At 48.5% G+C, this 14851-nt stretch carries 15 protein-coding genes, 1 pseudogene and 1 riboswitch; of the genes and pseudogenes, 5 read left to right on the forward strand and 11 right to left on the reverse strand.

Features of this window, described 5'->3' with window-relative positions:
- Window positions 1-76: 76 nt before the first annotated feature.
- The gene (locus VRC33_RS15065) at window positions 77-766 is read left to right on the forward strand and encodes a GntR family transcriptional regulator (RefSeq protein WP_338557136.1); all 690 of its coding nucleotides are present in this window, start codon (window positions 77-79) and stop codon (window positions 764-766) included.
- On the opposite strand, the gene VRC33_RS15070 is transcribed toward VRC33_RS15065, so the two are convergent.
- Entirely contained in the window at window positions 761-2806 is a 2046-nt protein-coding gene (locus tag VRC33_RS15070) for an FUSC family protein (protein WP_338567365.1), read from the reverse strand. The two genes, VRC33_RS15065 and VRC33_RS15070, sit on opposite strands and share 6 nt — an antisense overlap.
- 228 nt (window positions 2807-3034) lie before the next feature.
- Here VRC33_RS15070 and VRC33_RS15075 point away from each other — a divergent pair, with 228 nt between their 5' ends.
- The gene (locus VRC33_RS15075) at window positions 3035-3232 is read left to right on the forward strand and encodes a hypothetical protein (protein ID WP_338557137.1); all 198 of its coding nucleotides are present in this window, start codon (window positions 3035-3037) and stop codon (window positions 3230-3232) included.
- Complete coding sequence (locus VRC33_RS15080) at window positions 3201-3671, forward strand: hypothetical protein (RefSeq protein WP_338557138.1); 471 nt, start codon at window positions 3201-3203, stop codon at window positions 3669-3671. The genes VRC33_RS15075 and VRC33_RS15080 overlap by 32 nt, the downstream gene beginning before the upstream one ends.
- 59 nt (window positions 3672-3730) lie before the next feature.
- On the opposite strand, the gene fbaB is transcribed toward VRC33_RS15080, so the two are convergent.
- From fbaB to thiM, 4 genes are all read right to left on the reverse strand, one after another.
- Window positions 3731-4783, reverse strand: a complete 1053-nt coding sequence (gene fbaB / locus VRC33_RS15085) for a class I fructose-bisphosphate aldolase (RefSeq protein ID WP_338557139.1) — start codon at window positions 4781-4783, stop codon at window positions 3731-3733.
- Between the two features lie 207 nt (window positions 4784-4990).
- Window positions 4991-6406, reverse strand: coding sequence for a hypothetical protein (locus VRC33_RS15090; RefSeq protein ID WP_338557140.1), 1416 nt, complete (start codon window positions 6404-6406; stop codon window positions 4991-4993).
- Between the two features lie 137 nt (window positions 6407-6543).
- Window positions 6544-7344: a bifunctional hydroxymethylpyrimidine kinase/phosphomethylpyrimidine kinase gene (thiD, locus tag VRC33_RS15095; RefSeq protein ID WP_338557141.1), complete on the reverse strand. Its 801-nt coding sequence runs from the start codon at window positions 7342-7344 to the stop codon at window positions 6544-6546.
- Window positions 7341-8126, reverse strand: a complete 786-nt coding sequence (thiM, locus tag VRC33_RS15100) for a hydroxyethylthiazole kinase (protein WP_338557142.1) — start codon at window positions 8124-8126, stop codon at window positions 7341-7343. The genes thiD and thiM overlap by 4 nt, the downstream gene beginning before the upstream one ends.
- 35 nt (window positions 8127-8161) lie before the next feature.
- A riboswitch (TPP riboswitch) is annotated at window positions 8162-8263 on the reverse strand.
- 387 nt (window positions 8264-8650) lie between these two features.
- Here thiM and VRC33_RS15105 point away from each other — a divergent pair.
- Together VRC33_RS15105 and VRC33_RS15110 are read left to right on the forward strand one after the other, a co-directional pair.
- Window positions 8651-8902 (forward strand): hypothetical protein, encoded by a 252-nt coding sequence (locus VRC33_RS15105; RefSeq protein WP_338564307.1) that lies wholly within the window; start codon window positions 8651-8653, stop codon window positions 8900-8902.
- A gap of 135 nt (window positions 8903-9037) precedes the next feature.
- A protein-coding gene (locus VRC33_RS15110; RefSeq protein WP_338557143.1) for an IS3 family transposase occupies window positions 9038-10158 on the forward strand; the annotation gives its coding sequence in 2 pieces (ribosomal slippage) (window positions 9038-9296 and window positions 9296-10158; 1122 coding nt in all).
- Window positions 10159-10284: 126 nt separating this feature from the next.
- Here VRC33_RS15110 and VRC33_RS15115 read toward each other — a convergent pair.
- The 6 genes and pseudogenes from VRC33_RS15115 to VRC33_RS15140 all read right to left on the reverse strand — a co-directional run bounded on the left by VRC33_RS15115 (window position 10285) and on the right by VRC33_RS15140 (window position 14742).
- Window positions 10285-10965, reverse strand: coding sequence for a hypothetical protein (locus tag VRC33_RS15115; RefSeq protein WP_338557144.1), 681 nt, complete (start codon window positions 10963-10965; stop codon window positions 10285-10287).
- A gap of 844 nt (window positions 10966-11809) precedes the next feature.
- On the reverse strand, window positions 11810-12148 hold the full coding sequence (locus VRC33_RS15120; protein WP_338557145.1) for a DUF1493 family protein: 339 nt from the start codon (window positions 12146-12148) through the stop codon (window positions 11810-11812).
- A complete protein-coding gene (locus VRC33_RS15125; protein WP_338557146.1) occupies window positions 12142-12600 on the reverse strand; it encodes a hypothetical protein in 459 nt (152 codons plus the stop codon). Before VRC33_RS15125 ends, VRC33_RS15120 begins: the two co-directional genes overlap by 7 nt.
- 194 nt (window positions 12601-12794) lie before the next feature.
- Window positions 12795-13145: pseudogene (locus VRC33_RS15130) on the reverse strand (hypothetical protein); the annotation flags it as partial.
- Window positions 13141-13416: a hypothetical protein gene (locus tag VRC33_RS15135; RefSeq protein ID WP_338557147.1), complete on the reverse strand. Its 276-nt coding sequence runs from the start codon at window positions 13414-13416 to the stop codon at window positions 13141-13143. The gene VRC33_RS15135 and the pseudogene VRC33_RS15130, both read right to left, overlap by 5 nt.
- A gap of 120 nt (window positions 13417-13536) precedes the next feature.
- A complete protein-coding gene (locus VRC33_RS15140; protein WP_338557148.1) occupies window positions 13537-14742 on the reverse strand; it encodes an MFS transporter in 1206 nt (401 codons plus the stop codon).
- Between the last annotated feature and the right edge of the window lie 109 nt (window positions 14743-14851).

A 14851-nucleotide genomic window follows, 5' to 3' on the forward strand; every position in this document is an offset into this window, starting at 1 on the left:
GCTGGCGAACCGTCAGCGCCCTGTTTAGACTGAGGCTTCCACAGACGAAGTATGAAGGGTATAGGGATAATACTGAATGTCTACAGCCTACATCATTACGGCCAGCGAGCCGGTAAATCAGCAGATTTATCGCTTTCTGCGTCAGGATATTGTGACCTGTGCGATCCCGCCAGGTTCGCTGCTGTCTGAAAAAGAGGTCTCCGCTCGCTTCAGCGTCTCCCGGCAGCCGGTCCGTGAAGCTTTCATTAAATTAGCCGAAGCCGGTCTGGTTCAGGTTTTACCGCAGCGCGGAACTTTTGTCCGCAAAATCTCTGCCCAGCGGGTCGCAGATGGCCGTTTTATCCGTGAAGCCGTGGAAGTGGCCGTTATCCGTCGTGCCGCACTGGAAGCCCCGGCAGACTCTCTTGCCCAGCTTGAGCATAATCTTCAACTGCAAAAAATGGCGGCTGACCGCCATGACAGCCAGGCCTTTCTGCTGCTGGATGATGAGTTCCACCGGCTGATTGCCCAGAGCATCAACTGTGAGTTAGCCTGGGAGACGGTAGAAAATATCAAGGCGGCGATGGATCGCGTACGGTTCCTGACCCTGAGCAAAGTTTCTCCGCCTGAAAGTCTGATCGAGCAGCATCGCGAGATCTATCAGGCTCTGGTAGCCCGCGATGTGGAGCGTGCAGAGAAAGCCCTGCGCCGCCATCTGCAGGAGATGATTTTCTCCATCACGCCAATCGCCGAACAGAACAGCGAATGGTTTGAAAAACCGCTATAGATCCGGCCATCTCTGCGCCGGGTAGAGCGCCATGCGAATGTTGAACAGATAAAAAAGTGGCCTGAACAGGGCCATATCTCCGCGACACAAGGTTTCAGTCGCCAGCAGTAAGCGATCCAGCTCGCTGAGCAGTGATGCGGGCGGCTCCAGATAAATATTCTTCAGCCGCTTTTTAAAGTACGAATTTATCTCAAACATGACTGCATCCGTCTCCAGACGGTGATCTTTAATCACCGCCTGGTGCCGGGCGAAAAAGTCGTAACAGTTCACGCCAAGCCAGATTTCCGTAATCAAATTCCCCCCCAGCGCCACGCCCGGCGTTGGATCTATTTTGTTGCGCGGCAGAATAATATTAATTTTATCGATCATCCTGGCAACATACTGCTGGCGCGACAGAAGTGAAGAAGCATTGATTTTTATTTCACCGGTAAACTGTAACAGCTCTTTGATTCCCTTACGTAAAACGCGCCGGGCTGACCAGGCTGGTCTTTTATTACGCAAAATCGCCGTGACGATCACCGCCAGCAAGACTCCTACTATGGTAGCGATCGAAGCATTAATAATGGTCAGCAGATCCGGCTTGAGATCGTGAGTCATGCCGATGAATCCCGGGATCTGGGTCGAAATAATCAGTCCGATAAAGTTGGTTGAAGGGTTGGCAATCACCAGCCCTAACGCTAACAGGCCTGGCGCCAGGCAGATAATCAGCGATTCAAAACTCACCGTCATCGGGATCAGCAGCCCGACATAAAGAATGCTGATCAGGATGGCGATCAGCACGCCTTTCAGAAAGACTTTCATCGAGGCAACCGGGCTGTCCAGCGCGGCAAAAAATGAACAGACTACGGCGGCAATCATCGGTGTTGAGGAACCATCTTTCCAGCCCGTGCCGATCCAGAACAGACAGCCCAGCATAGTGGCGGTAAAAGCCGTAAACGCGGAGAGCAGGATCAGCCCTCTGTCCGCATGTTTTCTGATTAGCCTGAGCGTGCCGCGTTTCTTTTCCGGCCCCAGCAGGCTGACACGCTCCCTGGCTCCGAAATAAGAGTCCGCAATGCGGATAAAATTGAGTAACCGCTCCAGCAGGCCAATCAGCAGCAGCCCCTCTTCCGCACTCATTTCCCCGCTGGCATAAAGGGATTTAATTTTTTCCTGCGAAGCGCTGATATCAGCTTCAGTTGCCTGTGCCTGTCCGCTTTGCTCCGGGCTGTTGAGCCAGACCAGGAAGCGGCTGAAAGCGTCAGCAACAAAATCGGGGAAAGGGATACCCTGCTCTGCTAGCAGGCTCAGACGCTTTTCAATCGCCGTCAGCGTAGGGATCAGATAGGAGAGGTGCTGGTACTGAGCACTGACCAGCCGGATCAGTTTTCGCGCGGCATCCCCCTCGTAGACACAGTGGGTAATCAGCGCTTCCACAGCGGTGGGATAATTAGCCATCTGCACCAGGATCTGATCGCGCTCCGGCGTGCTTGCTTTGGATTCGGCGGTCAGCAGTTCGTTACAAACGTTTTTCGCGCTTTCAAACCAGTTTCCGACGCTGTTCTCCAGCAGATTACGCATCCGGACCGGGAAGACCAGCATATGCACCAGACTGCTACAGACGATCGCCACGGTGATCTCCTCAATACGGGAAATAACCGTATAGGTGATCGAGAGCGGCGTGGTGACATCGGCAAAGCCCATAATGGCCGCGCTGTAGCCTGCCAGCATAAATATGTAGCTTTTGGGCGTGCGGTCATGCAGGGAAAGAGAGAGGCAGCCAGCAACCCAAAGCGACACGCACAGGCTGAACAGCATGGGATGCGTGACGGTGACGGGATAAATCAGAAAGATGAATATGCCGCCCAGCACCGTACCCAGAAAGCGGAACAGCGCTTTTGACAGGGTTGAGGCCGAGTAAAGCTGGGAGATAACGTACACCGACACCATAGCCCAGGCCGGCTTATCCAGGTTCAGTTCCAGTGCGATATAGAGCGCTAAAAATGCTGCCACGCAGGTTTTCACGGCAAACATCAACGCATTTTTGGATAACCACTTCATGTTGAATTCTGGGGCTTTAGGGTGTGCAAAGAAGGGTATTTTATCTGTTGTAACGCGTGGGGAAAGTAGTTAGCATGAGTATAGTTTGTAACAAAATAATCACATAGGGGAAAATATGCCCACTGCCGGGTTTCAATTGCTCTTTACCATAATCAGCTGATGAAACTAAGTCTCTTACAGAGGTTTGTTCATATGGTATTATTGAACAGTAAATACACAGGAGGATGTATGAAACCTACCCCGGTAAATGCTGAAAATCTGTCAGGCATGTTGGAAAAAGCCCGCAAAGCTGGAACAGTGCGAATTGTAGGGGATTCTTACGATCAGCGCCGTACACAATTTATGAAAGATGTTTTAGGAATGGATGACAATCGTAAGGTTGAAGGAAAAAACCATGGCCAGAAGGGAAAGGATTTCGTGCGTTGAAACCAGTGCCTTGTTTACAACTATCAGTGCTGAGTATGGTTTCAACAGTGAGGTTGTCCTTTCCTATTTTCAGGATATCGACGAACTTCAACAAATATGGACAAAAACGGGAGAAGTCTGGGTTTATTCTCAGGGTGAGCCTCATCATTACGGCTGGATTAAAGAGTCCCATTTTAAAAGCGATGGAAGCCTTGTTCCATTGTATATAGGTCTCCATCATACTCGTGTTCTCGATGATATAAACGAACACGACCCTTTGCTGGTTGTTTCTTTTGAGCCCCGTGATAACGAAGAATTTCCGGCTCTGGTCATCCTTACCATGATTGATCATGCGGATATGTTTGGTGCGAAAGGGGCCGCAAAGCACAATTCTCAGCAAATGCATTTAATCCATAAAAAGTTAGATGACCTGGTTCAGGGGATCCCCCCAACCCGTTAAGGTTGTTGGAATCCGTTACAGGCAGGAGAACGAACAGCCTCCTGCTTCAGAGTTATCAGTCAGGCGATAGTGACCTCTTTCGCCAGATAAACATCCTGTACCGAATTAATCAAAGCCACGCCCTCCTTCATCGATTTCTTAAAGGCTTTACGTCCCAGAATCAGGCCCATTCCACCAGCACGCTTGTTGATTACGGCGGTACGGACAGATTCAGCCGTGTCGGTTTCGCCGGCAGATGCGCCACCGGAATTGATCAGCCCTGCCCTGCCCATATAGCAGTTTGCCAGCTGATAACGGACCAGATCGATGGGATTGTCGGTGGTCAGCTTGCTGTAAACGCGCTCATCCGTGGAGCCAAATTTCACCGCATTATAACCGCCGTTATTCTCCGCCATTTTCTGCTTAACAATATCTGCACCAATGGTCGCTGCCAGATGATTAGCCTGACCGGTCAGATCGGCGCTGGCATGATAGTCAACGCCCTCTTTTTTGAAGTCGTTATTGCGTAGATAAGCCCACAGAACAGTCACCATCCCCAGTTCGTGCGCCCGCTCAAAAGCAGCGGAGATCTCTTCCAACTGACGGCGGGACTGTTCAGAACCGAAATAGATTGTTGCACCTACCGCAACCGCGCCCAGATTAAAGGCCTGCTCCACGCTGGCGTACATCGTCTGATCGTACTGCGTGGGATAGCTGAGGGTTTCGTTATGGTTCAGTTTGACCATGAAGGGAATGCGGTGAGCATAGCGGCGGGAAACGGAAGCCAGCACGCCATAGGTGGAAGCGACACAGTTACAGCCGGACTCGATAGCCAGCTCGACAATATTCTTCGGATCAAAGTAGAGCGGATTAGCGGCAAAAGAAGCGCCTGCGGAGTGTTCCACGCCCTGATCCACCGGAAGAATAGAGAGATACCCGGTGCCAGCCAGACGCCCGGTGTTATAGAGCGTTTGCATATTGCGTAACACGGCAGGAGAACGGTTGTTATCGATCATCACCCGATCGACATAATCCGCGCCCGGTAAGTAAAGGCTTTCCGCTGGAATGGTCATGCAGCGATGTTGCAGAAGAGTGGCCGCTTCGTCGCCCAATAACTGTACGATGTCCGTCATGTTAACTCCTGTATGAGGTGAAACCAGCAGGCAGTAACGCCTGCTATGAAAGATTTCTGACCCCCACAGCGTGGACCCTTTCCCAACATTAAGGCAAATTGCTGACTCCATTTTTCAGAACGATCCCAGTAAAAAGTGCATAAAAAAACCGGCATTCCCGTTGGGTGATGGTGCCTTTTCACCTTGTCAGACTGGCATTTTCGTGCGCTAAAGCATCAGTCCCTTTTTCTTCAAAGCTTTAACGACTTTTACCGCTCCGTGATAGTTGAGATGGTCTCCATCACGAAACTCTGTGCGGTTAAAGGGTTTATCCTCATTAAAATCATGCAAAGTGAAATGGTAATTTTCCAGGCTTTTCAGGAAAGCACGGCTCTCAGCAACCATGCCCGGTTCGATCCCCTGCATATAGGCCTGAGGGAACGGCGGGATAACATAGTGGATACGGATCCCTTTTTCCCGGGCAACGTCACACATTTCACGCAGAAGAGTTTCATTCACCTCTTTACTGCTTTTGTACTTATAAGATTTGCTGTGGCGCAACGCACGAGCTTTGGAAGTCTCGACATATAATGATGGTTCCATTGAAGAAGCATCAACAATTTGTCCTTCCAGGTTTTCACTTACGCGTTTGAGACTATCCACATTATCCAGAACCCGATAGAACGCTGTCAGTCGCGCGTTATTTTTTATCACTGGCAAAAAATAGGCCAGTAAGGCTTCATCACTCCCGGTCAGAAAATCTGCAGTTATAGCATTACAGGGGGTGATATCATTTTTGTGGTTATAATGATTCAGAATATGCAAAGCAAGGATATTATCCTGATCATGAGTTTTATATAACTCATAGAACAGATCGAAGTAACCTGACATCAGAACAATGGTTTTGGTTTTTTTATTACTGGCATAATGATTCATCATTGCCTGTGCCTGACGCAGATCCAGGCTGTGCATTGATAGATTCACGGCTTTATTCAGACATTGTTGCGGGAATGCGTAATAACCGTATGAACTTCCCATAATCAACGTGGGAGATTTTTTTGCGAGGGTCTGGTTATGCTTATGCTGTAAAAACGAAATTAAAGCATCCTGCCTGTCAGAGAAGGGCAAAGCCTTTAACATCATAACCTGCTGGAAGTCAGCCATTAACACCACATGCTTCGTTTCCACCAGCTCCCTGACCGACTCTGCGCCATGATCGTAAACGATCACCGGATGACTGCTGTTATTTAACGGCTGCAGAAAACTTTCAACGTTAATCTTCTGCCCTTTCTCAACCTTTATATAAAAGATATCCCCCAGACTCTCCTTATCCAGCATCTCAAAGAAGTAAGAGGCATGTTCTTCACTGCCAATAAAGAAAACGTCCATTTTCTTGCTCAGCAACAGCTTTTTCCAGAAATTAAACAGGCCTGGTTTTAGTGAAAGAAGAGAAGCAGGTGAGAAATCGTTTTCAATCGAATCAGAAAGCGAGTTTATCATCTCAACCGTTTCGCTGCTGTCATCAAGGAAAGCGTTGTTTTCAGAAAGCAGTATCGCCAGCTCATTAATCTTTTCACGGGGTTCTGCCCCTGTCTGTTGCGCGATAGATTTGAACTGGCTTAGAAAGATCGATTCAGGATGCAAAGCACACCACCGGTTAAAAATCACTATGAGTATGCCCAAATTTATCACGTTGCACTTTTTGAGATTGCGGGCGTAGAGACCCGTTATGCCCCTTTTTCTGGCGATGACTCATCGCCAGACCGGTTCATTTTACGATTTCACCACCACTGGTGAAAATGGTGCACCGGGCCGTGCCCGTGACCGACTTCCAGCGAATCCGCCTGCTCAAGTGCTCCCTGTAACCAGCTTTTCGCTTCCTGCACCGTTGCCACCCAGTTATCCTGCCGGGGACGGAGTGCTGCCAGCGCAGCGGAAAGTGTACAACCAGTGCCGTGGGTATTTCTGGTTGGTACCCTGGGCGCAGTGAAACGTTGCTCAAGCCGTGACGTTAACAACCAGTCCGGGCTTTCCACGTCGCTGAGATGGCCGCCTTTCATCAGCACCGCCTTGCAGCCCAACTGCAGTAAAGCCCTTCCCTGACGGCGCATCTCCTCTTCGCTGTCGGCCATATCACACTCCAGCAGCGCTGCCGCTTCCGGCAGATTAGGGGTAATCAGCGACACTTGTGGAAGCAGACGTTCACGAAGTGTCGCTACGGCTTGTGGTGAGAGGAGAGGATCGCCACTTTTTGCCAGCATCACCGTATCAAGCACGATCCAGGGCACCTGTGCCTGCTTCAGGCCTGCCGCCACAGCTTCAACAATGTCGCTCTCTGCCAGCATACCGATTTTCACGCTGTCGATACGCACATCACTCAGAACGGAGGTTAACTGTGCCGCGACAAAATCAGGCTCAATCCGGTATACCGACTGCACGCCTGTGGTGTTCTGCGCCACCAGCGCGGTAATCACGCTGGTACCGTATGCGCCCAGGGCGGAGAAAGTTTTCAGATCGGCCTGGATACCGGCCCCGCCACTTGGATCGGTACCGGCAATGGTCAGTGCGTTGATGCGCTTCATGCCTTAGCCCCCCCATTAAAGAGCGCATCAAGGAACAGCGCTACAAAACTGCCTGGTCCCGCCGCCACGTTTGCCGCTCTCTCTCCTGCCAGGCTCATCACCCGACAGGCGCTGGCAACATGCACTAATCTGTCACCGGGTAGCGCAGCAAAACCAGCCACAACCGCAGAAAGTGCGCAGCCGGTTCCGACCACGCGCGTCATTAACTCTGAGCCTCCGGGGATCGCCAGCGTTCGATGGCCATCAGTGACATAATCCGTTTCCCCGGTGACGGCAACAACAGCGCCCGTAGATTTTGCCAGAATGTTGGCGGCTTCCAGCGCTGCCGAAGAGTCGTGCAGGCTGTCCACGCCACGGCCTGAAGCGGACTGCCTTGCCAGCGCCATAATCTCCGAAGCATTGCCGCGTATCGCCGCAGGACGCTGTTCGAGCAGCTGCTGGCAGAATTCAGTGCGGAAAGTCAGTGGCCCTACGGCAACGGGATCCAGAGTCCAGGGGCGCTGTGAAAGACTGGCAGATTTAACTGCCGCCAGCATCGCCTGACTGCGCGATCGGGTCAGCGTTCCTACGTTAATCAATAGCGCATCGGCTATCGTACTGAACTGCTCCGCTTCCTGCGTATCAATAACCATCGCAGGAGAAGCGCCAAGTGCCAACAGGACATTAGCAGTAAAGGTCTGTACCACATCGTTGGTCATGCAATGGATCAGGGGAGATTTTTCACGAAAGGATTGAAGAGAAACAGCGGCATCAGCGGCCGTAAAGGGGTGAGGTTGGTTCATGGTAAGGCTCCCAACCGGCGATCAAGAAGGCGATGCGGTCAGGCATCTGACTTCCCTCCGCTGGCATTATCCAGTTCAGGTTCAACGGGTTTTTCTCAGCCCTTTCTTTGGAAGGAAGGGCACCCCGAGTCATACTCTCAAGCCAGCAGCATAGGGAAGTGGTGCTTGCAAAGCAAGCTCGCCTGACCGCATCGCCTTCTTGATCGCCGGAAAAGATAATGCCTGTATACCCCACCACTTACCTCACTCTTTACCCCACCTTTAACCTCACAGAGGGATTATCCAGCATGCAATAAAAAACCCGCACGCAGCGGGTTAATTGTCCAGATAACATTCTGTTTAGTTCACTTATCTAAGATGAAATAACCTTAAGACAAATCCACTGTGAATTTATACACCCTTAAAGCAAAAAGGCATTGCCGTTCACTGATTAAAAATCTAGCATTAACACTACATGTAGTGTTTACCGAAGGTTATCGGCACTATATGTGTAAAATTCAATACCTCTACAAAGGAGTTTTATCATAAGCAACAATACAAAAAAAACCGGTGGTAGCTTGGCTTCAGTGGCTGCTAAAACTCTACATAACCCTAACGCATCAGCTATACAAAAAGCTCTTGCAGGTTCTGCGTTGTCACAGGCTAGCTCTACAAACCAAACTAGTGGCCCCATGGAACATATAGCATCTGCTGCACTTAAAAACCCAAACTCTGCTGCGTTAACAAAACAGCTTGCTGCTAGTGTTCTTGCACAATCCAACAAAAGCCGTAAGTGATCTTAAGGCGGGGAAACCCGCCTTATTTAATTCCAGTAACGTCTGCTGTGTACTTGTTCAGACTTGACCTGCTCCCCGTTGATTAACACACCCCGATGTTAGTAATGTCTTCATAAGCCACATGAGGACATCCCCATGAAGAAGCGTTTTTCCGACCAACAGATCATCAGTATTCTCCGCGAGGCTGAAGCCGGGGTTTCTGCCCGTGAACTCTGCCGCAGGCATGCCATTTCCGACGCCACTTTTTACACATGGCGTAAGAAGTATGGCGGTATGGAGGTGCCTGAGGTTAAGCGCCTGAAGTCGCTTGAGGAAGAAAACGCCAGACTCAAGAAGCTGCTTGCCGAAGCCATGCTGGATAAGGAGGCGCTACAGATGGCTCTTGGGCGAAAGTACTGACGACAGACCAGAAGCGGGAAGCTGTGGTGTTGATGTGTGATGCGACCGGTCTGTCGCAACGTCGAGCCTGCAGACTCACAGGTTTGTCCCTGTCGACCTGCCGCTATGACGCTCATCGTTCACTTGCTGATGCGCATTTATCAGGGCGCATCACTGAGCTGGCCCTGGAGCGCAGGCGTTTTGGCTACCGCCGCATCTGGCAGCTGCTGCGCCGTGAAGGGCTTCATGTTAATCACAAGCGCGTGTACCGCCTTTATCATCTGAGCGGGCTGGGCGTAAAACGCAGACGACGTCGTAAAGGGCTGGCAGCAGAACGTCTGCCGCTGCTCCGCCCGGCGGCGCCCAATCTGACCTGGTCGATGGATTTCGTCATGGACGCACTGGCCACCGGTCGCAGGATCAAGTGCCTTACTTGCGTGGATGACTTCACGAAGGAATGCCTGACGGTCACTGTTGCCTTTGGGATTTCAGGTGTGCAGGTCACGCATATTCTGGACAGTATTGCGCTGTTTCGTGGCTATCCGGCTACGATAAGAACCGATCAGGGCCCGAAATTTACCTGCCGCGCGCTCGATCAATGGGCCTTTGAGCATGGCGTGGAGCTGCGACTTATCCAGCCCGGCAAGCCGACACAGAACGGATTTATTGAGAGTTTTAACGGACGCTTTCGCGATGAATGCCTGAATGAACACTGGTTCAGTGACGTCAGTCATGCCATGAAAACCATCAGTGAATGGCGTCAGGATTATAACGAATATCGCCCGCACTCCACGCTGAATTATCAGACGCCGTCTGAATTTGCAGCGGGCTGGAGAAAGGGTAATTCTGAGAGTGAAGGATCCGACATTACTAACTGAGCCTTGTATCTAATCCTGGGGGCAGGTCAGAAGTGCCAGATGGTAAGATTTGTGTGTATGAAAACGCTAGAAGAAGTGAGCATGTAAAAGTGGCAAAGTCAGCTCCCTGCCTCAACACGATGACTTTTAACACTGACTCTTAATTTTATCATCTACAGCTTTGACCAAATTACCAAACGCACTTAGCAATATCTGATTATCCATGATTTCCATTTTCATTACTTTTTGATGACTACCTTTGACTAACTGTGAATTAAATCTTTTAGTCATCATATCATAAACATCTTTGCCTGGCGCGAAAGCATAAATAATTAAAAAACCATCTGCGATAAAATGCCAAATTATGCCATCTATACTTTCCTCATTCGTTTGAGAAAAATTACTTAAAATGGCTCGAATGAGTTCATCGTTGAAGGTATTTGTTTTATCGACAATCCGAAACAAGCAAATCTTGATAAAATGATCAATCCTCAACCTAATTAACTTATTGAATCTTAATGAGTTTTTCAGTATGCAATGTCGCAATGCATCATCAAGATTTCGCTCTCCTACAACATTTCTATAATGCAGGTGTTCAGCTATAGAAGCGCGCCATAGTATACTAAGAAGGTAGAGGTAATATTTTTCATAGTTGAAAGAACGTATTATTATGTGGTCACTATTTTTTCTCACTTCTTTTCTATTTCTTAAGACATCAATCCCGTATTTTTCGAAAGTATTACATAGATACTGTTCACAATCATGGCAAAGCATAGGTTCTTTAGGATCAAGATTTCCTTCTACAGAATGCTTACCATTTCGTACCAATATTAGCTTTCCATTCTGCTTTAACCGCTTAAAATAACTTCTTGGGATAATGTGTGATTGCCGTAAGTTATTTAGTTTCAAGCATAATTTGCACTTATCTATCATAAATACCTCAAGCAAAAGGGGATTATGTCTGTTCTTTGCCTCAGACCAAGATTTTTAATGGAATTATTAGTTAATTATTTGTTTTTTTGACAAGGGTAGGCGTTATGAAGTGCGGTAAGCACCAAGGAACTTCCTGACTTCGTCCTATCTTTTGGGTTATTTTGTAGATACAAAAGTACAATGTCGTAAACTTGGCGATTTAAAGTTCCTTCTGGAATACAAAATATTTCGTCAGTGAAGATGCCAGTTACTCCACCTATGAATCCAATATACATACCCGCTTCGAAATTACTCCCACTTTTGTCTTGGTAAGACAATCTCCACTTGTATAACTCGTTGCCGTCAGTGGCAGATGCGCTGAATGAACTCCCAATTAGGGCCAATGCTATCAGTAGTCTTTTCATGATTTTTTTCGTTTGTGTTTGTATGCTTCCATCCTACTACCAGGATAAATCTTATTGAACTATTTTTTTATAATAACCGCTATTTAGCCCCATTGGGGATACCACCAACAAATGAAGAGCACGACTTCATCACTGTCCAGAATGAGCACACCTTACCAGGATGCTCATGTCTCGTCAGAAACGTACTCTTCTGACATTTAGGAAATCATAAAAATTCATGAAGAGAGTTTCCCTATTCCGATCCTCAAATCCTCACTCAGGTGTACTAATCAACGGGGAGCAGGTCAATTGAGGTGCCAGCCAGCCGGGATTGTCCAATTTGATACCGATGAGAATTAATCATACAGCCATTTGCCAGACTTGGCGGACTCAGCAAACATCCTTACAGTCAGCGGCTTTCTGATCTGATTTATCTCTTCATTAATCTGGCTTCTTTTGAACAACCTACGGAATAGTGAAGCTTCTACTGAGGGATAGTATGCCTGGATATTCATTGTCGAAATATCAACGCTGAATTTCTCGCTGTAATCGTCTATGGCATATGGAAGTTCATCTAACTCGGAATAGTCCTGTAGGACTGTATCCATCTCGAGTATAATTCTTCCATTTTTCCACGAAACAGGTACAGATAATTCCGCTCTGAAAAATTCTAATACGTCGGTTTCCGTCACCATATTTTATCCATCCCACGAGCAACAGAATTGTAATGTGTAATTGTACGATAAGTTATTTCAGCGACGTCCTTTGAAAGAAGGAGCCAACCTACTACCGGGATAGCACGACCAATAAAAGTACTAACCTTATGGGTCATGACAACCCTAAGAGTCCGTGGAGGATAGCCACCGACGACTGAAGGAAGTTCTATTCCCCAGGGAAATTTTGCTTTAGGAAATGCTTTTCGCGCACCACGAGAGGCAAGAGAAGTTCCTGGGGTTGCTCTTGCAAATTTCCCTCTTGTTGAGAGGATATTGAGTCCTGAAATAATGGCAACAATAGATCCAAAGTCATTTACACCAACTTGTTCGGCAAACTCTTCACAGAAAATCATAAATAACAGTTCATTAGCTTCCAGGTTGGGCCTTCCCGCATAGAAGTATGTCTCGTTAAGCTCTTCAGTCGTATCCATGCCAATGTCCCTTTGATTGGTTAAGCCAGCTTATGATGGCTTTTTTTGTTTTCAAGCAAGTTGGTGAGATCCCATAGAATCCATAACGCCCATTAAACGTAACGCCTACGAGCGAGGCTGAATCATCAAGATTAAACATGCCCTAAAAAGCAAGTTTAAACATTTTCTTACTACATACTTACTCCGGCTTTAAGTTAAAGCCAATTCAGACCATCAATGATGTAGCACACACTTGATAACGGAAAAGTGTGCATATAACGTTAAGTGATGCCAGAGCCTGATTTTTCATGCCCTATGACCTGCTGCAAATGAGCAATAGCAGAAACACCATTTGTAGGTAATTTGGAAAGAATATCCATATCGTCGATCAAATAGACCTTGAAAAGACCCTTTTAAATTTTCAAATGTTTGTGGATGGCTTCCATTCCCAGTAGCTGATCCTCAGGGATATCGTTACAAGCTAACAGGTGCTCAATAGTCATAGAACGGTGCGGCTGCACAACACGCTTAGGAAGCCCCTCTACTGCCTCCATGACCTGCTTAATTGGTGTAAAAATCAAAACCAGAGCGGGCCGGGAATGCTTGTTCCTTACCGTTGACGGCTTGTCCCGCAAGTCTGCGTACAATCGGCGCAATTTTAGGGATGCGTGTAGCTTCCTCATAATCACCGTTCCGGAACTTATACAAGATTTTATCAAGCTCAGCACGGGTAACAAGCTTATGCTCATCATTGACAATCTGTTCTGTCAAAACTCTATCAACGGCAAGGGAAGCACCAGTCAAACTGGAAAGATGGTATTTGTATCCGCGTGACATTTAAGCGCTGTTCATTAATCAAAGAAACCGTCGGGTTGCGGTTCACCGACCTGCAGGCTGGATAATTCCGCCTGCATAAAGAGTAATGAAATTCCGTTCATTTTCCGTTAACTGGCGATATCAGCCAATCTGCCTCGCTCTGCCCGCCAGCGGTGCCACAATCAACTGCAAAGCGTTTGCCCCCAGCAGCATGGCTAAAGGCAGCGACCAGCTTTGGCTGTATTGATGCAGCATACCAAAAAGCAGGGGTCCCAATGCCGCAACGCCATAGCCAACGCATTGCGCCATGCCTGAAAGCTGAGCCGCCTGACGATGATCTGCGGCACGCAAATTGAAAAGTGACAGACAGGTGACCATTGAGGCTCCGGCACCTGAACCCGCGATGACAAGCCAGAGCAATGACATGGCAGGAGAGACCAGCAGGCCCAGCAGCCCGATAAAGATGGCCAGAGAGGCAATAAAACTGATAAGCCGCTGGTCATTAAGCTTCTTCAGAACGGCAATACTGACCATATTGGAAATAACAGCGACGGCCTGATAGACAAACAGAAGCCAGCCCGCGCTTTCCTGACTTATCCCTTCAGACTGAGCGTAGGGAGTAAACCAGTCGATCAGGGTGTAAAATGCCATCGACTGAAGAGCCATAAATAAGGAAACCTGCCAGCCCAGCAGAGACTTCCAGGGCGATTTTAACTTTCCGGAAGAAGATGAATGCCCGTTCAGATGCCCGGATGGCGTGCTTTTAAGTAAAGGTATCCACGCGATTGCTGCAACAAATGCCGGCACAATCCAGATGCCAAGTGACAGAGACCAGCCAGCCGGACTGATTTGCTGGAGCGGTACAGCCACTCCTGAGGCAATACTGGCCGTAATCGCCATTGTCGAGGCGTAAAGCCCAATATATTTGGCGGTGTGGTTTTTGAAATCACGCTTTATCAAGGGGGGAAGCAATACGTTAGCTGCAGCGATACCCGTGCTGAGTATGATTGTGCCTGCCCATAATCCAGCCTCATAAGGCAAAATACGGAGTATGGAACCTGTAGTCACCAGACACACAGCGCCCCACAACCCTTTTTCCAGGCCAATTTTGTTACCGCCCCACGAAGCTAATGGAGCAACAGCGGCAAAAAGCATTAAAGGAATGAAGTTAAGCAAACCAGCAGCGGAGGGGTTGAGATCAAAGGTCGCGCAGATATCCCTGAGCACGGGACCCGTGGACGTGATCGGTGCCCGCAGATTTGCGGCGGTCAAAAGGATGATGAAAAGAAAAAACCAGGTATTGGAAGCCAATGAGGTACGCGCCAGAGGCGTGTGAAGCTGAGTCATTAAATACACCGCACAATAAGCAGGAAAAGCCTGCAAAAAAGTGCGTTGGTTGACGTTAACGCTTACGCACAAGGGACTGAGTCCCTTATGTCTGCCGGCCATACTATAG

The sequence above is a fragment of the Erwinia sp. E_sp_B01_1 genome (assembly GCF_036865545.1).
Taxonomy (GTDB): Bacteria; Pseudomonadota; Gammaproteobacteria; order Enterobacterales; family Enterobacteriaceae; genus Erwinia.

Bases quoted from the DNA above. Each gene is read 5' to 3' on its own strand.
- VRC33_RS15065 (WP_338557136.1), top strand. From the start codon at position 77: ATGTCTACAGCCTACATCATTACGGCCAGCGAGCCGGTAAATCAGCAG.
- VRC33_RS15070 (WP_338567365.1), bottom strand. From the start codon at position 2,806: ATGAAGTGGTTATCCAAAAATGCGTTGATGTTTGCCGTGAAAACCTGC.
- VRC33_RS15075 (WP_338557137.1), top strand. From the start codon at position 3,035: ATGAAACCTACCCCGGTAAATGCTGAAAATCTGTCAGGCATGTTGGAA.
- VRC33_RS15080 (WP_338557138.1), top strand. From the start codon at position 3,201: ATGGCCAGAAGGGAAAGGATTTCGTGCGTTGAAACCAGTGCCTTGTTT.
- fbaB (WP_338557139.1), bottom strand. From the start codon at position 4,783: ATGACGGACATCGTACAGTTATTGGGCGACGAAGCGGCCACTCTTCTG.
- thiD (WP_338557141.1), bottom strand. From the start codon at position 7,344: ATGAAGCGCATCAACGCACTGACCATTGCCGGTACCGATCCAAGTGGC.
- thiM (WP_338557142.1), bottom strand. From the start codon at position 8,126: ATGAACCAACCTCACCCCTTTACGGCCGCTGATGCCGCTGTTTCTCTT.
- VRC33_RS15120 (WP_338557145.1), bottom strand. From the start codon at position 12,148: ATGGTGACGGAAACCGACGTATTAGAATTTTTCAGAGCGGAATTATCT.
- VRC33_RS15125 (WP_338557146.1), bottom strand. From the start codon at position 12,600: ATGGATACGACTGAAGAGCTTAACGAGACATACTTCTATGCGGGAAGG.
- VRC33_RS15135 (WP_338557147.1), bottom strand. From the start codon at position 13,416: ATGTCACGCGGATACAAATACCATCTTTCCAGTTTGACTGGTGCTTCC.
- VRC33_RS15140 (WP_338557148.1), bottom strand. From the start codon at position 14,742: ATGACTCAGCTTCACACGCCTCTGGCGCGTACCTCATTGGCTTCCAAT.